The 18,341-nt window shown below is 26.6% G+C and carries 15 protein-coding genes and 1 pseudogene; 2 read left to right on the top strand and 14 right to left on the bottom strand.

What is annotated here, in order from left to right; translation table 11 throughout:
• From B3603_RS01690 to B3603_RS01660, 7 genes and pseudogenes are all read right to left on the bottom strand, one after another.
• A partial coding sequence (locus B3603_RS01690; protein ID WP_291559977.1) for a condensation domain-containing protein occupies window positions 1-2,273 on the bottom strand: 2,273 nt, incomplete at its 3' end.
• 18 nt (window positions 2,274-2,291) lie between these two features.
• On the bottom strand, window positions 2,292-3,005 hold the full coding sequence (locus B3603_RS01685; protein WP_291559974.1) for a thioesterase II family protein: 714 nt from the start codon (window positions 3,003-3,005) through the stop codon (window positions 2,292-2,294).
• 1,660 nt (window positions 3,006-4,665) lie between these two features.
• Window positions 4,666-5,523, bottom strand: coding sequence for a DUF4392 domain-containing protein (locus tag B3603_RS01680; RefSeq protein WP_291559973.1), 858 nt, complete (start codon window positions 5,521-5,523; stop codon window positions 4,666-4,668).
• Window positions 5,524-5,647: 124 nt separating this feature from the next.
• Entirely contained in the window at window positions 5,648-6,835 is a 1,188-nt protein-coding gene (locus B3603_RS01675) for an RNA-guided endonuclease InsQ/TnpB family protein (protein WP_291559979.1), read from the bottom strand.
• Between the two features lie 50 nt (window positions 6,836-6,885).
• Window positions 6,886-7,429, bottom strand: a pseudogene (locus B3603_RS23325) (IS701 family transposase); the annotation flags it as partial.
• 357 nt (window positions 7,430-7,786) lie between these two features.
• Entirely contained in the window at window positions 7,787-8,017 is a 231-nt protein-coding gene (locus tag B3603_RS01665; protein WP_291559968.1) for a hypothetical protein, read from the bottom strand.
• 457 nt (window positions 8,018-8,474) lie between these two features.
• Window positions 8,475-9,584: a D-alanyl-D-alanine carboxypeptidase family protein gene (locus tag B3603_RS01660; RefSeq protein WP_291559966.1), complete on the bottom strand. Its 1,110-nt coding sequence runs from the start codon at window positions 9,582-9,584 to the stop codon at window positions 8,475-8,477.
• Between the two features lie 101 nt (window positions 9,585-9,685).
• Between B3603_RS01660 and B3603_RS01655 the strand changes: the two genes are divergently transcribed.
• Together B3603_RS01655 and ytfJ are read left to right on the top strand one after the other, a co-directional pair.
• Window positions 9,686-10,261: a DUF2953 domain-containing protein gene (locus B3603_RS01655; protein WP_291559963.1), complete on the top strand. Its 576-nt coding sequence runs from the start codon at window positions 9,686-9,688 to the stop codon at window positions 10,259-10,261.
• Window positions 10,262-10,708, top strand: coding sequence for a GerW family sporulation protein (ytfJ, locus tag B3603_RS01650; protein WP_291559961.1), 447 nt, complete (start codon window positions 10,262-10,264; stop codon window positions 10,706-10,708).
• A 51-nt stretch (window positions 10,709-10,759) separates the two neighbouring features.
• On the opposite strand, the gene scpB is transcribed toward ytfJ, so the two are convergent.
• The 7 genes from scpB to B3603_RS01615 all read right to left on the bottom strand — a co-directional run.
• Window positions 10,760-11,329 (bottom strand): SMC-Scp complex subunit ScpB, encoded by a 570-nt coding sequence (gene scpB, locus B3603_RS01645; RefSeq protein ID WP_291559959.1) that lies wholly within the window; start codon window positions 11,327-11,329, stop codon window positions 10,760-10,762.
• A complete protein-coding gene (locus tag B3603_RS01640; protein WP_291559957.1) occupies window positions 11,322-12,071 on the bottom strand; it encodes a segregation/condensation protein A in 750 nt (249 codons plus the stop codon). The genes scpB and B3603_RS01640 overlap by 8 nt, the downstream gene beginning before the upstream one ends.
• Window positions 12,072-12,577: 506 nt before the next feature.
• Window positions 12,578-13,768, bottom strand: coding sequence for a D-alanyl-D-alanine carboxypeptidase family protein (locus B3603_RS01635; protein ID WP_291559955.1), 1,191 nt, complete (start codon window positions 13,766-13,768; stop codon window positions 12,578-12,580).
• A 349-nt stretch (window positions 13,769-14,117) separates the two neighbouring features.
• Window positions 14,118-15,422, bottom strand: a complete 1,305-nt coding sequence (locus tag B3603_RS01630; RefSeq protein ID WP_291559952.1) for a pyrimidine-nucleoside phosphorylase — start codon at window positions 15,420-15,422, stop codon at window positions 14,118-14,120.
• 64 nt (window positions 15,423-15,486) lie between these two features.
• Window positions 15,487-16,305, bottom strand: coding sequence for a purine-nucleoside phosphorylase (locus B3603_RS01625; RefSeq protein WP_291559950.1), 819 nt, complete (start codon window positions 16,303-16,305; stop codon window positions 15,487-15,489).
• Window positions 16,306-16,375: 70 nt separating this feature from the next.
• Window positions 16,376-17,191 carry a purine-nucleoside phosphorylase gene (locus tag B3603_RS01620; RefSeq protein WP_291559948.1) on the bottom strand — a complete coding sequence of 272 codons (816 nt, stop codon included), beginning with the start codon at window positions 17,189-17,191 and terminating at the stop codon, window positions 16,376-16,378.
• A gap of 161 nt (window positions 17,192-17,352) precedes the next feature.
• A partial coding sequence (locus tag B3603_RS01615) for an RNA-guided endonuclease InsQ/TnpB family protein (RefSeq protein WP_291559945.1) occupies window positions 17,353-18,341 on the bottom strand: 989 nt, incomplete at its 5' end.

The raw sequence follows: 18,341 nt of genomic DNA, 5'->3' as shown, positions 1-18,341 counted from the left end.
TTTTCCTCATCATATTTATATATCATACAGCCAACTACCGTTTCTGTAGGCCCATATTCATTAAATATTTCTATATTTTTACCAAAGCTATTGTAAACTTCTTTTGCTAAGTTTACCTTTAAGTCTTCTCCACCTACAATAAATCTCTTTATGCTAGATTTTGTATTATCCATATCCTTTAATAGTGTTAAGTGTGCAGGGGTAAGTTTCACCACCGCTACCCTATTTTCTCTTAATATTTTATATAGAACAAATTCTGTTTCATCACTGTCATAAATAATAATCTTATTGCCTGAAATTAATGGTGTAAATATAGATGTTACAGTTAGATCAAAAGATATTGAAGAATATAGTGCCATTGCTTCATTGTTATCCTTTAAATATATCTTGTTAGCCCACCATATATAGTTTGTGAGCCCTCGATGTTCAATCATTACTCCCTTTGGCTTTCCAGTTGATCCTGATGTATATATAATATAAACTAAATCATTTAAATCATTAGTTTTTGCTAAATTAATTTTGCTATATCCATCTAAATTTATATCACTTATATTAATTGCATTTCCTGCAAACTTAATTTCTTGTTCTACTTTAAAATTAGTTAACAACGTACTACTCTTTGAATCTTCAAGCATATAATTTATTCTCTCTATTGGATAACTAGGATCAATAGGCAGGTACGCTGCTCCTGTCTTTAAAACTCCTAAAATACTAATCATGAGTTCTATTGAGTGAGTCTCCATAATTGCTACAATTGATTTCTTGTCTATTCCGTTTTCTCTTAAGTAATTTGCTAATTGATTTGATTTTTCATTAAGTTCTTTATATATTATTTTCTTATCCTTAAACTCTAAAGCAATCTTATTTGGAGTTTTTACTACTTGCTCTTCAAATAGCTCATATACTGTTTTTTCAGGATAATAACTAGCTGTTGAATTAAAATCATATACCTTATAACCAATCTCTTCTTTAGCAGCAAGCTTAACCTCATTAACCAAAATATCGTTATTCATTAACATTTGTATAATTATGTTAACAATGGATCCATACATTATTTTTATTTCTTTATCAGCATACTCTAGTGCTTTATAGTCGAAATTTAATTTTATTTTACCTTCTTCCCACTCTTTTACCGTTAATTGCAGTGAGTAACTTTGGTTTCCACAATAATACTCTTTAACTTCCATGTCTATTCCATCAATATCACTATCATATTTTGAATTATAATAGTTCACACACATTTTAAATAAACTATCATAACCATCCTTACTTAACTCCAAATCTTTGATTAAAAGATCATATGGATATTTTTGATTTAAAAGACAAAGTTTTAGCTCTCTATTAACTAATTTTATTAAATCTTCTATTTTCACCTCAGTATCTAACTTAAATCTAAATGGTACTGTGCTTGTAAACATACCTACCATATTCTTTTGAGCTCTACTAGTTCTATTAAATACTGGAGTACCTATTACTATATCTTTTTTATATGTAATTTTATTTATGTAAACAAGTAATATTGTCATAAAGAAAGTATTTAATGAGCATTTTTTTTCATCTGCAAACTTCTTTATTTTATTTGATAACTCACTATCAATGTTAAAACATTGCCTTTTTCCCTCTAAACTGTTAGATGTTTTATATAAAAACTCTTCAGCCACATCTGAAAACTTATTTTTCCAGAATTTTTTGTTTTTTATAAACCTTTCTGAATTTAAATACTCTTCTTCTTCTTTTATATAATTTAAATATGAATAGCATTCATCTATACAGATTTCTTCTTTATTTATTAGCTTTCCATATATTTCACATATTTGTCTTTGTATAAGAGAAATAGACCATCCATCAGATATAATATGGTGAATATTAAGTAGAATACCGTACTCCTTTTCACTTATTTTATATATTGCAAAATAATATAACTTATTATCTTCTAATTTGAAATTTCTTTTAAATAATCCTTCTGACCATTCTTCAAATTCTTTTCTAGGATTTTTACTTTTGCTAAAATCTAAAAAATCCATAGTTTCATATTCAAACTCTCCAACATATTGAATTGGCTCATTCTTTTTCTCCAGAAATCTTAATCTTAATCCCTCATTATTATTTATTATAAAGTTAAGTGTTTGTTTCATTATCTCAACATCTATAGTTTCATTTATTTCTAAACATCCACCAATATTATGAAGTGGAGAATTCACATGAACTTTCTCTATATACCATATTCTCTTTTGAGAATGAGTTAAATTGTAATACTTTCTATTTAATATCATAAAATTCTCCTTATTTATCTATCCTAATTTGAAAATTTTCTCGCTACTTAAAGTATTATTTATTATATTAACTATATTTTGTGCATTACTATTTATAAAAAAATGATTGCCGTCAAAATCATAAAACTTTAATTTAAAATCTACATGATTTTTCCATGCAAATATTTCTTCTAAAGTTATGTCATCTTGTCTTCCATTTAAAATTGAAACATCACATTTTATTTTTTCACTTTTTCCTTTATAAATATAATTTTCAATTATTTTAAAATCATTTCTAATTATAGGAATAAATAAATTTAACACTTCTTCATTTTCTAGTAATTCTTCTGGAGTTCCACCAATTTCTATAATTCTCTTCATGAATTCATAATCAGGTAATTCATATATATTCTCTTTTTCTCTTATCATACTAGGTGCTTTATATCCTGAAAAAAATATATGTTTAGGCTTTCTTAAATTATTTTTGATAATTTTATAATATAATTCATAAGCTAATAAACTTCCCATGCTATGTCCATATATAGCGTAATCTTCATTAATTATAATATTCTTCATATAATCATATATATCATCTACAGCTTCTTCTAAGCTGCTATAATAATCTTCATTAAATCGTCTTCCTCTACCTTTTAATTTTATTGGATATAAGTTTATAGACGGCTCTAAAAATTTTCTCCAAGAATAATACATACTTTCCGAACCACCAGCATATGGTAAACAAAATAAATTCATTTTTATATCGTCACCTTTCTATTGAGTTTAATTTACAATATTCATTAATTAAAATACTTTGATCAACTTTTATAATATTTTATAAAAGTATTATCTAAACATTAAAATTATTTTAAATGAATTTAATGATATCGATAATCTTCAGACTATCCTTATAATATAACCATCTTTTAACTTCAAAGCTCTACATATTTTTTAATTCATTTAATTTATTTAATTAACTTATTATAATGCAATGTTCTGTAATAATTTTACAATTAAGTAAAATAAAAAACATTTATAAATAATTCTTGTTATAATTAAATTCTGACACAAAATATAACTAAGGGCATACGTAAATGTCTCAAAAGTCAATTACACCAAATCAATTGTAAATATACAATTCTTTGATCAATTAAATTTTTCTTTATGCCTATCTAAAATACAAATAAGACATTTATTAAGTAAATGCTATATTTTCAAACTATTATAATGCAAAATATCATAAATATACTTAGAACTTTCTTATTAAAAATATAAAGTAAGCATTACTACATCTCCCTTTGTTACAAAACATTCCAAAAAAATTTATATAACTTTGCATTTCTTATTATATAACTTTTTAATGGATTATTTTGTCACTTTATGTATCTTTTTTTCATTTTTTATAGTCATTTACTTATATTTTTTTACATTTTTCTTAAATTAGTGCTTATTTGGTTATATTATATCCATTTTTTTATAATTTAAGTTTAACTTTTATAATATTTATTATAAAAGTTATTTTTTTTAGACATTGAGGTATATAATTAGACAAAATATTCTATATATTCAACTTGTATAATATTATCTTTAAACCTTCAGATATATCCTTATAAGTAATATCAGAAACTATAATTATATTTCATTTTCACCTAATTAACTCTTTTCTTTTTCTCTGGTCTTATATTGTTGTATATTTTTATTACATTAAGCTCTATCTTTATATTAAAGTAAGCGTCAAAGTTTTAGCATCCTTAATATATTCAAAAATAGTATTAAAACATCCTAGTAAGGCAAAAGTAAGCTTTACTAGGATCAATTTATTTCTTATCTTTAATTTTCATGTTTTCAGAAATCTTATCAGACCAAGGCATAAGGTTCTCTAAGCTCTTTTTCAAGTTTATATATTTGCTCACAATAATTAAACCCTATTACTCCTCTAGAATTTTTTAGGGCAAGAGCTTGATCTAGTGCCCTGATAGTCGTATAAAATTACTGGCTTTGAATTGGTGTTACTCATATATAACCACATTCACTTTTAATGCATCGTTGGGGTATAATTGCCATTAGTTAATCTCTTTTTATCATTTAATATTTTTTAACAACACCATTATTTTATTCAGTTATTAATCATTTATCAGAAGTAGTGCAATTATCATAGTACTGAAGTACAAAGTATACGTTAATTGAACATACTTAAATATTTTTTATGACATTAAAACTCTTTACTTGATATCCATTTTATTTTCATGAAAGAAGTCCTTTATACTTCAGTGATTTTTATATAGTTAAAATAATTCATAATGTCGACTGCTATAAATGTGCTTAATTCATCATTATGTATGATTATGAAATAATTTTATCTTAGTAGTTAGTGAAAATTTATTATATAAATATCCATTTAAAATAATAGTCTTATTTAAGATGAACATTGAGTTAAATTATATTTTAAGTTTTCAATAATTTCCATTTCTATTTTTGAGTTAAAACCATCTACGGTTTTTGTAGATTTTCCTGTTGTGCCGTCAACTGCACCAAGCTCAATAATAAATTCTAAATATTCATAGATTTCATCATAATCTGGCATCAATTTTATATTTGTGTAATACTCCATATAAGCAATTAATCCATATGCTCCCCAGTTCGATGTTGTTGATATTATCAAATGGTGAACTTCGATAATAGATGGTATAATATTAAGTTTTTCCTCTATAATTGTCCGTAAATTTCCCATGCCTATTTCATTTCCTCCGTCACCAATTCCAATCTTTAGGACATCTTCATTACATTGTAAAAATAACTCATCTAATGGCAGCGTAAATTTAGAAATTTCTTCTCCTTTCATATTATAATATCTATTATTTTTTGTTCTTCCACATCTTTCTATAGATACAATACTTACAGGATTATATTTTAAAAGAATTTCTGAGACTTCGTTCATTAATAAATGATAGTCATTATTAAGGTAAATTACTTTTAAATTTTCTTTAAAATTAAAAAAATTTCTACAAAATTCATCTGTAATTATTATTGGATTAAAATTAATCTTTTTTAAAGCCTTAGCTAAAAAAAATGCACCAATCGGACCATCTGTCTCAGCAAATCCATTTTTAACAAATCCTGTAATAATAAATATAGTTCCTCGATTACAAAGAAATAATTCTTCTATCGCTTTTTTACAAAACTCCTTATCGATATAGCTTTTTAAAATATTCATCCCTCTTTTAGAATATTTTAATATGATTTTCTCTATTTCTAAATTTTGAAAATTATTCATATTCAGCGACACTCCCCGTTATAGCTCCTCTATATTTGCTTTACCTAAATTTTGCATATTGGACTACCTCATGTACAAGACCACGAGGATTCTTTTAGCGTAGTTTGATATTTAAGTTTCCACCTTAACAGGCAACCCTTATACGCTTGGGAGAGTCCAATTTCCCATTATCCCTCATAGTTTGCACTAAGTTAGGAATACATTTTTCTGATTTTCTAAGTATATTTAGACTTCCATTTATATCTGAATTTATAAGTCCGTAACCACTTACAAATAGTCCTCTTACTACTCTTCTTGATTTATCGTAATTCTTTTTTGTTATAGGTTCTAAGTCAAATGCAGAACAACCACTTGTATAACTTTCTTCTTGAAACTTTATTACTATACCTTGCAATTTAGCTTTATAACTTATTAATTCAGCTAAACGCTGTATCGGAATTTGAACAAAGGTTTTATTGAAATCCATATTTTGTTTAATTCCTTTAAGTTTACCTATAACTATTTTGCCAACATTATTTTCAATAGCTTTATCTATTATAGACTTGCTAACTTTGTGCATATAGTCGTTAATGTAGTTATTTCTGTACCGTCTAATCTTATTAATTCTCTTAGTATTTTTAAATTTATCAGAACCATATTTAAACATTTCTATTGATTGTAAATATGCTATTTGCTTATTTGTATAAGCATTAACTGATTTAAGTTTTTTCCCACAAAAGATATATTGATTTAATCCATCTTTTAAAGTCAATGTTGCTAAATTATCTAATCCTAAATCTATAGCCATTACATTGGTTTTATTATTTGCTAATTCTTCTTTATTGTAAATCACAATTAAAGACCAATATTTTTGAACTTTGTCATAATTAAATCTTACTTGTTGTAAGCTATTCCAATTTATAATGCTTTGAAGTTTTTTAGGAACCTCAAAATTAAGACTTTCCACATTAAATAATGACTTTATAGCTTTTGATAATGATAGTTTTAATAATCCATCATTGTGTCTTATAGCAAGATTAGTAAAAATAATTTCATTCTTATTTTTATCAGTATTTTTAAACTTAGGTGGTCTTGGTTTTGCTTTATATTTACTTGGATTAGCTCCAAAATCTTTAACACTTGCAAAATAAGACTTCCAATTCTCTTCTAACACTTTAAACATCTGTTGTCTTGTATGACTATGCAAAAAATCACAATGCCAGTTGCTTTTATATTCTTTTTCTATATCATAATAATTTTTAACACCCTTTTCTCTTAAATTATAGTTAATAATGTTATATAACTTTGTTGTATGATAAGATAATTCTTCTATGATTTCTTTTGTATATATTCATGCCTCATTACAAATCTGAGTTACTTTAGCTTTTTTAAGTTCTTTTTAAGATAACTAAAAACTATAGAAATATTTTTTATATACTTTAAATTGCCAGCATAGTTGTAAATATAATATTATTTATTTCTAACGTTGACAAGGTGAAAATCATCTATATTTAACGTTTGAGCAAATTTATGGACTTTAATTCCTAATCTTTTGTGATTTTTAGGGTAGATAACTCTATTTGTTTTTAGTGCTCCTATATAACTATATCCAGCTTTCTTGGATTCTTTGAATATATCTTTACAACTATACCAACTATCACACAAAACATAACCTTCATTTTCAAGGGGTGGAAGTGATTTGATTAAATTTTGGGGCATTTCAATTTTACTCATAGTACTTTTATCATATATCTATAGAATAGGGAAGTACTAAATCATCACATGATAATAAATAAACTAAAATTTAATGACCGTAAACAACTTTACCTTCTAAATGAGAATTATGAAAAGAACATTTTTCTATAACATTTGTATCCTTTGGCAAGAGCTTAGTCTTTTCGGATATTATATCATCAATTATAAAATATCACTAGTGTTTAACTTTTGGAAAATACTTCTATTAACTTTTTATAATTTAATAATCTTTACAAATAAATTGTTAAATTAATCATATAAGGAATATTACTCCTATGAAAAAGGGCAGAACTTGCCTAATATTATAGCATACATGGAATTATATGGTTTTATAGTATATATTAACTGCCTAACCATTTACTCCAACAAAATAAACTGGTATCCATTAATTTTGTAAGTAAGTGCTTTATTAATCTTTTTACTGTTAATAAATCTAAAGTTGTTTTTCATATATCTTGTATTAGTTTTAATACTATGAATGTTATTATTGCAGAGATAATTTGCATCATAACTGCATTAAGACTATGACCTATAAAATTTTTAATTTTAAGATTCTGCTTAATCCATTTGAAGAATCTATAAGTTTTATGTTTCCAAACCCTTTAAGTTTCTCATTTACAGGAAACTTATCTAAAGCACTTGAGATTAGCTCATTTAATACTGGAACATATACATTATAATCAATATAATTATTATAGTTATATAAAGTTCCTAAGCTAACACTTCTTATAAACTCTTTTAATTTAGAATCTGAGTGCATAAAATCATTGATATCTCTTAAACTATCTAACTTTGCTAAATGAAAATAGAGGTGAGTTTTTAAATGATTTGATGTAGTATTATAGTTAATATCTAACTTGTAAGTTGATTTTTCAAAGTATTCCAGTTAATCATGTCTAATAATTTTTCAAAAATAGTGATATAATTATTTATAGATAGTCAGCTCCTTCTTTGTTTTTTTATGGTTGTGGGTAATTATATTAAAACAAATTTGCTGACTATTTTTATTTATTAAATTATGTTAAATTTTCAAGTTTAATACTTAATATTATTATCAACAGGTTTTTATATCTAATAATTAAACACTAGTGATATTTTGTATTATATTAAACTAAAAAAACAAAAGCTTAGGTGAAAAGAAATCCTTCTTTTCATCTAAGCTCTATTTTTATATTAAATTTTAAAAGCAAAAGAATAGTTGTTATAAACTCCTGCATCTAATCAAATATTTTTTCTTTAAGTATTTTATAAAAAGGTTTCTTATTTACATGATTATTAGTTATTAAAGGCTCACATAATAATTGTTCTTTTTCATCACTTATGATTATTGATCCTACCATTTCATCTTTGTTAACTGGTGCTTTTAAGGTATTAGGAGCTTTTATTTCTACTTTTAGTTCTTCACCTTTTTTTGTAAGCATGTTTATATCTTTATCTACAGATAATTCTAAAGGTTCTTTTCCATCTTGAGTATCTATTTTCTTAACTAACTCACCCTTTGAAAATAGTTTTTTATATTCATAATTTTCTTTAACATAATTAAATATTTTTTTAGTTTCTTCCCATCTTGGAGTACAATTTAAAGTCACTATTATAATGTCTCCTCCATCCATATTTATTGAAGATACTAAACATTTTCCAGCTTTTCCTGTATACCCTGTTTTTACTCCATTAGCGTTTGGCATCTGATATAGTAATTTATTTATGTTTTGATAATCTCTTGTGAAATTATATTGCTCTTTAGAAATAGATTTAGAAGAAACTATTTCTTCAAATTTAGGAATTTCTTTTGCCTTTTTAGTAGCTATTGCTAAATCGTAGGCTGTAGAATAATGATACATGCTATCTAATCCATGAGGAGATTCAAAATGGGAATTTATCAATCCAATCTGCAAACAATGTTCATTCATCAATTTGCAAAACTCTTCTACAGATCCTGAAATTCCTTCTGCTATAGCAATGGCCGCATCATTACCGGATTTAAACATAAGTCCATATAATAATTCATGAAGTGTTATTTTTTCATTTTCCTTATAACCAACAGTTGATCCTCTTATGCTGGCAGCATTTTTTGATATAACAAACTCCTCATCTAAAATTCCATAGTTTAGAGCTACTAAAGCTGTGATTATTTTAGTGGTACTTGCTATAGCTATTGAAGAATATGCATTTTTTTCATAAACTACCCTTCCACTGTTGCCATCTATAGCTATTGCACTTCCTGCATTTACATTTAACTCCTTACTATAACAGGTATAAGACATTGATGAACTTACGATTAATGATATTAAAACCATAGAAATAAATCTTAAATAGAACTTTCTCATTGTATCACCTCAATTGAATAATTAATTACCATTTTAAGTCTAATTATGAATAACTTTCCCTCTTATGGCTAGAATATTAACAATAGACTGGAGGATAATTTATGAAAATTTTTTTTATACTATTATTGATTTTTACAATGATATTATTATTACCTATTCCTCTAAAAATAAAACTTATTTATTTAAACAAAAATTTTCAATTATGGATTTATAATAAACAATTTAATTTAGATAAAAAAGAGGACAGGGCTAAAATTAAGAAAGTAAATAAAAAGCTTAAATATAAGGATAAAATTCACAGTAAAAAGCTTACCATTAACCATTATAAGAGAATACTAAGTAATTTAAGAAAAAATAAATATAAAATTATTATTAAACTATATACTAAAATAAATTATTCTTTTGAAGATGCTGCAGCAACTGCCATAATCTATGGTTTCCTTCATCAAGCTTCTTCTCTTACTTATGGAATCTTAAATCACTTTTTTTATGTTAAAGATTTTAATACTGAAATAAAGGCTGAATATAATAAGTCTTATATAAACTTAGAAATAAAAGGTATAGTTTTGTTTAATTTTGCAAAACTTATATATATCTACTATATAATCAATAAAAGTATTAAAGATGAAAATATGTTACATCAATGTAAAAAACTACAAATTAAGGAGGAGACATAGATGGAAAATCATCCAATAGAAAATTTAATGAAAAGTACAATGGAAAACATAAAAGACATGATTGATGTCAATACTGTAGTAGGTGAGCCAGTAACGGCTTATGATGGTACAGTTATAATTCCTATATCAAGGGTATGCTTTGGATTTGGTTGTGGAGGTACAGAATTTGAAAGTGTAAGAAATAGTAATTCATCTCAACATCCTTTTGGAGGAGGATCTGGTGCAGGGGTAACAATTAAACCTGTTGGATTTTTAGTAGTTAAAGGTGACTCTATAAGATTACTATCTGTTGATCACCACAATACTTATGATAAAATAATTGATACTGTTCCTCAATTATTTGATATGGTTAAAGACCTATTTAAAAATGATAGCGAAGGTAATGAAGATACTTCACAACAACAACATCAACCTCCACAACCACCTCAACCACCTCAACAGCCTTAATCCTAGGTCTAACAATGATAAAATATAAGAACCATGTTTCCATGGTTCTTTTTACTCTTCATCTTCAAAACTATCTAGACTTGGAATTTCCTCTATGTTTCCAAAATCAAAATGTTTTAGAAACTCATCAGTAGTAGCATATAAATTAGGTCTTCCTACAACCTCTTTTTTTCCTGTTTCTTTAATTAGATTTTTTTCTATAAGAGTATAAATTGCTCTATCGCTTTTGACTCCCCTAATCTCTTCAATTTCTACTCTCGTAATTGGCTGTTTATAAGCAATTATAGCTAAAGTTTCTAAAGCTGCTTGAGATAAAGATTGCCTTACATTAGTTTTCAGTAATTTTTGAATATAATCAGAGTTTTGAGGCTTAGTTACAAATTGATATTCCTTATTGTTTTTTATTATTTTAATTCCTCTTACTTCTTCTTCTCTATATAATTTCATTAATTCTTTCATTAGCTTTTCTGTATAATCTACAGAACACTCTATTATAGATGCTATAGTATTTACACTTAATGGATCTCCACTAACATAAAGCAATGATTCTATAATGGAATAATACACTTTTTTATGAGACACTTCTTCTATTTCTAATTGATTATTATCATATTTACTCACTATCCTCTATCCTTTCTATGTATATATCATAAAAATTTTTTTCCTGTATAACCTTCACCGTTTTTAACTTTATCAATTCCAACAGTGCTAAAAAAGTAACAATAACTTCAGTTTTGCTTTCATATTTACGAATAAGCTTTGTAAAATAAAGTTTTGAAGAAGAGGATGTTAAACTTTTTAACTCTTCCATCTTATCTTCAATTTTAAAAGTTTCTATTTGAATCTTATCTTGGAAATTTGAGCCTATATTCATCTTGTTCACATAATTATTTATTAGTTCATTATATAAATTATATAAATCCAACATTGTTACATTTTTAAGTAAATCTAATGGATTTTCTTTTTTACTGTTTTTTTCTTCAATTATCTCTGGTTTTTTGCTAAATACTGCCCCTGTTTCCCTCTGTTTAGATGCTAAAAACTCAGAAGCTAATTTATATTTTTTATATTGAACTAACTTTTCAATAAGTTCCTTAGCTGCATCTTCTTCATTTTCACTTTCTTCAACTTTAGGCTTAGGTAATAAAAGCTTTGACTTAATTTCAATAAGTGTAGCAGCAATAACAATAAACTCTGAAGTTATTTCTAAATCCATTTCCTTCATATCATTTAAATATTGTAAATACTGGTTCGTTATTTCCATTATTTTTACATCATAAATATCCATTTCATTCTTTTTAATTAAATGTAACAATAGATCAAAAGGACCTTCAAAGTTAGTTATTTTAATACTTAATGCCATAAGAATACTCCTTTTTTATATTAGGCATCTTTTAAAAATTAACTAGTCATCATGTTAAGTTTTGCATATCATATATCATCAAAAGCCAATGATATTATCTCTATTAGTAGAACCTTCTTTCTCATCTGATAAAAAATATTTCTTTCATTTTAACTAATTATTTTATTACAGTGCCTTAAGTTATACTTTATTATTCAGTTTAAACTACTGTGTTCTATGTACTATATTAATTAAAAAATTTATTATTTTTAATAAGGCAATTGAAAAATTCTCAGGCTTCGCTGAGAATTCACTGCAAGAGTATATTGAGTAGTATTATTAATCCTCAATTATATAAAAACACATTAATTTCTAAAATAATTTCTCTCTAGTATTATAGCATCTTTATAGTTAAAATTCATTATTAAAGTAAAAATCCTAGGCATAATGCCTAGGATTTCACTTTAATATTTTTTATAAAACAACTGATTATTGTACGGTATCTTTTATTAATTATTTTACATGTCTTAAATTGCTTTATCAAACAAATCAGAAATACTATTTTTAATATTTTTAAAGAATTCAGATTGTTTTGCTTCTCTATCACTATATAACTCTACTTTTCCTAATAACTTATCCCCTACATAGATCTCACAATAACCTACAATGTCACCTTCTTTATAGTGCTTTCTTGTGGTATCTATAGTAGTTTTTTTCACTATTTCTTCTTCACTATTTTTCTCCATTGTTACTTTTAAATTGTCTTTAGCTTTGGCTATAAAGAAGTTATCTCCTTTTTTATTTAGAGCTACTCTTTCGATTTCTTCATCTTTTCTAACTGCATCTTTGCTTTCAAATTTGGCAAATCCATAGGTCATAAGTTTACTTGCATCTGCATTTCTTATTTTATAAGTTGGAGAACCCATAATAATTGCAAGCATTCTTACATTATTTCTTACAGATGTCGCGGAAATACAATACTTTGCTTCCTCTGTAAATCCTGTTTTCAGTCCATCACAGCCTTCATAGAATCTTACTAATTTATTATGATTTACTAATTCTATCGGACTTTTACGACCTTCACTTATAGTTTCCATATAAATTGAAGAATAATTTAATATGGTAGGATGCTTTAATAATTCCATAGACATAATAGCAATATCATTTGCTGTAGTTAAATGTCCATCAGCACTTAGTCCTGTGCAGTTTCTAAAAGTTGTATTTTTCATTCCTAATTCTTGTGCTCTTTTATTCATCATTTCAACAAAAGCTTCTTCTGTACCACCTATTTGCTCTGCCATTGCTACCGCAGCATCATTTCCAGACGCAATAGCTATACCTTTTAATATCTCTTCAACGGTTCTAACTTCACCTTCATCAAGTATCATGCTACTTCCACCCATGGATTTTACCTTAGCACTACAAACAATTTTATCATCTAATTTAAGCTTACCAGAATCTATAGCCTCCATTGCTAATAACATAGTCATAATTTTGGTAACAGATGCTGGTGCAAATTTCTCATTAGGATTTTTTTGAAAAATTACCTTACCACTAGAAGGTTCAATTAATAATGCTGATTTAGCATCAACCTCTACAGCATTTGTAGCTGCTTCTTTATTTTTTTTCTCCTCAGCTTTTACTGGAATAACTAAGAACTGGCTTAATAATGTAAAACTTAATAATAAGCTCAATAGAGTTTTTTTATTTTTTTTCATTGTTATCCTCCTTAAGTAAAAATTATCTAAGCTTATTTTTACCTAAAATAAGAATATTATCACAGAATTCACTAAAATTTATATAATACAAAAAAATACTGTACAAAGTTAATACATTTAATAAAAATTGATATTACTTAAAATTGTTACTAATCAGCTAAATCTATTATTTGTCTATGTGTTGTAAAAATTAATAATTTAATCACTATGTGTATTTAACAAATAAAATCTTTTTATTAAATATCTAATATAGCTTTAAATTATATAATAAATTTTCATCCTTTATTTTATCCAAGCTTTATTTTTATAAAAAAATAAAGCTTTCTGTGCAATACAGAAAGCTTTTTAACTATTTTATTACATCATATATTAACGGTATATTATCTTCATAATTTGGAGATATAACATAATTACTAATAACTCCAGCTTTAGCTTTTTCTATATTACTTTCATCATTGGAATGAATATATGCTAAAACTTCATTTTCTTCAACTTTATCTCCTCTTTTTTTATTTAAAACAATTCCTACAGCTAAATCTATTATTGACTCTTTAGTTGCTCTACCTGCACCAAGTTCCATAGCAACTATTCCTAATTTTTCAGCATGTATTTTTTCAACAACCCCAGCTTTAGGACTTAAAACTGGTATTACATATTTTGCTTTAGGAAGTTTTGAAACATCATCAATTACAGATTCATCTCCACCTTGAGCTTTAACAAATTCCTTAAATTTTTCTAAAGCTTTACCATTTTTTATTACTTCCTTAAGCATCTCTCTTGCTTCATTTTCATCTTTAGCTTTTTCTGCTAAAACTACCATATGGCTCCCTAATGTTAAGCATAATTCTTCTAAATCTTTAGGACCATTGCCTTTAAGTGTATTTATAGCTTCTTCAACCTCTAATGCATTCCCTATTGCTAAACCTAGTGGTTGATCCATATCTGATAATACTGCTATAGTATTTCTATTAACAGACTTTCCTATTTTAACCATCTCAGTTCCTAATTCACGGGCATTTTCTACTGTTTTCATAAAGGCACCTTCTCCAACCTTTACATCTAAAACAATACAATCTGCTCCAGAAGCTATTTTTTTGCTCATTATACTAGATGCAATTAATGAGACATTGTCTACTGTAGCAGTAACGTCTCTTAGTGCATATACTTTCTTATCTGCTGGTGCTAAATCAGCAGTTTGACCACCTACAGCAATTTTAATGTTATTAACATTATTTATAAATTGTTCTTCACTGATAGCCACTGAAAAGTTTTTGAAAGTCTCAAGTTTATCTATTGTACCACCAGTATGACCTAGACCTCTTCCTGACATTTTAGCTACTGGAATATCAAGTGCTGCAACCATAGGTGCAAGTATTAATGTAGTTGTATCTCCTACTCCACCAGTACTATGTTTATCAACCTTAATTCCTCTTATAGGACTCAAATCTATAATATCTCCTGAATTAACCATAGCCATAGTTAAATCAGCAGTTTCTCTTGCATTCATTTTTTGAAAATATATTGCCATAAGCATAGCTGACATTTGATAATCTGGTATTGTTCCCTTAGTATAGTTTTCTACTATAAAATTTATTTCTTCAGTACTTAATTCTTCATTATTTCTCTTTTTTAATATTAAATCGTACATTCTCATAGTATATTATTTCTATCGTGCACAATAAAATTTTATGCCAATAAAAATATTCCACCTCCTTAAGTTACATGTTCTTTACTATTTCCTTTACTAAGGATATAAATTTGCTCATTGCTCTATTTGCTGTTTCAACTACTTTTGAATGATCTAATGGCTCCAAATTATCTGCTATTGCCATGTCAGTAATGCAAGATATTCCTAAAACTTTCATAGACATATGATTAGCCACAATAACCTCTGGTACCGTGGACATTCCCACTGCATCCCCGCCTATTTTTCTTAACATTCTAAGCTCATATGGTGTCTCATAAGTAGGACCTGTTACTGGGCAATATATACCTTCCTGCAGCTTTATATTTAGTGTACTTGCTACATTCTTAGCAATAATTCTTAATTCTTTATCATAAGCATTAGACATATCTGGGAATCTTGGCCCTAATTCTTTATAGTTTTTACCTATTAGTGGATTATCACCCATCATATTAATATGATCATTAATAAGCATTAAATCCCCAGCCTCAAATTCTGGATTCATGCCTCCTGCAGCGTTAGTAATAATTATCTTATCAATTCCTAAAGATTTTATTACTCTTACTGGGAAAGTCACAGTCTCCATGGAATATCCTTCATAATAATGAAATCTGCCATTCATTGCAAGAATACGTTTCCCCATTAAATCCCCAATTATCATTTCCCCTGCATGTCCTTTTACAGTAGACTCAGGAAATCCTGGAATATCTTTATATTTAATTATAGTAGTATTAGTTATGTCCTTTACTATTCCACCTAGACCACTTCCAAGTACTATAGCTAAGTCAATTTTTCTATTTTCTTTATTTAGAATATATTCTCTAGCACTATTAATTTTTTCTAATAATTCCATATTTCCCTCCAAAGTTTTTTAGTTAAGCATTTCCTTTAATGTTTAAAAGGAAGTGCTTAACTAATATAAATTACATTCTTGCTATTATTTCTTTTACTAATTTAATAAATTGTGACTTTACTTTAGCAGAAGTTTCTATTACTTCATTATGATTTAATGGCTGATCTAATATTCCTGCTGCCATATTTGTTATGCATGAAATTCCTAAAGTTTTTATTCCACAATGTCTAGCTGCAATAACTTCTGGAACTGTTGACATTCCTACTGCATCTGCACCTAAAATTCTAGCCATCCTCACTTCTGATGGAGTTTCATAAGTTGGACCTGAGAACATCATGTATACACCTTCTTGTAACTTTAAGTTTAGGTCACTACTAACTTCATGTGCTAGCTTAATATAATCTTTTGAATATGCTTCAGACATATCTGGAAATCTTGGTCCAATCTTATCATCATTTTTTCCAATTAATGGACTATTTCCACAAAAATTAATATGATCATTAATAAGCATTAAATCTCCTGGTACAAATGAAGTATTTACTCCACCAGCAGCATTTGTAACTATTAATGATTCAACTCCCAAATTTTTCATTATGTATATAGGTAATGCTAAAGTGCTTATATCATATCCTTCATAATAATGGAATCTACCTTGCATCATTATAACATTTTTACCATTAAGTTTTCCAACCACAAATTGTCCTGCATGACCTTGTACTGTAGATACTGGTAAATTAGGTACTTCAGAATACTTTATTACAGTTCTTTCTTCTACTGTATCTGCCATATCACCAAGTCCTGAACCTAATATTACTCCAATTTCAGGCTGAAAATTTAATTTACTTTTAATGTAATCCACACTTTCCATAACTATTTTAATATCCATATTAATTCCTGCTACTCAAAATATGGACAAATATACCCATACCAAGATTTTTACTACTTCAATGTGTCTGATTTTGTTCTATAGAACTACTTTCATTTGATATAACACTCCATAGTCGTAAATTCCGAACTAGCCATCCGTACATATCTACAATAACTTATTTATGCTATTTTGTAGATTTTAGCATCTCTTAAATTAAAACTTGCATTTAAATCTCTATCCTCTTCATAACCACATTCACATTTATAAATTCTATCAGAAAGTTTTAAATCTTTTTTAATACAGCCACATTCATGACATAATTTACTTGAAGGATAAAATTTATCTACAATTCTTAATTCAATACCCATCCAATTACACTTGTTAGTTAATTTAGTTCTAAACTCAAAAAACTTTTGCCCTGCAACTGCCTTAGATAAATGCTTATTTTTCATCATTCCTCTAACATTTAAATCCTCTATAGTTATGAAACTTGGATTTTGTTTCACTATATCAGATATTACTTTATTAATATAATCAGTTCTAACATTAGACAGCCTTTGATGAAGTCTATGTACCTTAGCTATTTGTTTTTGGATATTTTGTCTAGTAGCTTCCTCCTTTTTATTTTTATCTCTTAATTTTAACCTTTCATATTTCCTTGAAAGCTTTCTTTGTTCACGTTTTAATTTCTTTTCTAGTTTTTTTACTGTTACAGTTTTATTTATGTTTTTCTTAAAAGTTCTATTAGAAATAACTGCAAACTCTTTTAATCCTAAATCAATGCCAATACCATTATTTATGGAAATATTTAGGTTTACAGTATCAGTTTCTACTAATACTGATACGTAATATCTATCAGCACTCTTAGATACTGTTCCACTTTTAACATTTGCATTTGTTGGTATATATCCATATTCTTTTAATCTTACATTCTTCAATGATGGTATCATTATTTTATGTCTGTATACTTTCCAATCCCCTTTATTGTTTTTAGGAAAATATAATTTAACATCTGATTTATTCTTCTTTTTAAACCTTGGAAATTTAGATTCACCTTTAAAAAATTTTTTATATGCAAGTTCAGCATCACATATAGCCTTTTTACGTGCCTTTGAACCACATTTATTAATCCATTGATATTCTTCCAATACTTTAATTTCATTGTTGA

The sequence above is a fragment of the Clostridium sp. UBA2485 genome, from assembly GCF_002341865.1.
Classification (GTDB): Bacteria; Bacillota; Clostridia; order Clostridiales; family Clostridiaceae; genus Clostridium_J.
Note: the sequence above shows the minus strand (reverse complement) of the source record. Positions and strands in the feature narration are given on the sequence as shown.

Bases quoted from the DNA above. Each gene is read 5' to 3' on its own strand.
- B3603_RS01685 (WP_291559974.1), bottom strand. From the start codon at position 3,005: ATGAATTTATTTTGTTTACCATATGCTGGTGGTTCGGAAAGTATGTAT.
- B3603_RS01680 (WP_291559973.1), bottom strand. From the start codon at position 5,523: ATGAATAATTTTCAAAATTTAGAAATAGAGAAAATCATATTAAAATAT.
- B3603_RS01665 (WP_291559968.1), bottom strand. From the start codon at position 8,017: ATGCACTCAGATTCTAAATTAAAAGAGTTTATAAGAAGTGTTAGCTTA.
- B3603_RS01660 (WP_291559966.1), bottom strand. From the start codon at position 9,584: ATGAGAAAGTTCTATTTAAGATTTATTTCTATGGTTTTAATATCATTA.
- B3603_RS01655 (WP_291559963.1), top strand. From the start codon at position 9,686: ATGAAAATTTTTTTTATACTATTATTGATTTTTACAATGATATTATTA.
- ytfJ (WP_291559961.1), top strand. From the start codon at position 10,262: ATGGAAAATCATCCAATAGAAAATTTAATGAAAAGTACAATGGAAAAC.
- B3603_RS01640 (WP_291559957.1), bottom strand. From the start codon at position 12,071: ATGGCATTAAGTATTAAAATAACTAACTTTGAAGGTCCTTTTGATCTA.
- B3603_RS01635 (WP_291559955.1), bottom strand. From the start codon at position 13,768: ATGAAAAAAAATAAAAAAACTCTATTGAGCTTATTATTAAGTTTTACA.
- B3603_RS01630 (WP_291559952.1), bottom strand. From the start codon at position 15,422: ATGAGAATGTACGATTTAATATTAAAAAAGAGAAATAATGAAGAATTA.
- B3603_RS01625 (WP_291559950.1), bottom strand. From the start codon at position 16,305: ATGGAATTATTAGAAAAAATTAATAGTGCTAGAGAATATATTCTAAAT.
- B3603_RS01620 (WP_291559948.1), bottom strand. From the start codon at position 17,191: ATGGATATTAAAATAGTTATGGAAAGTGTGGATTACATTAAAAGTAAA.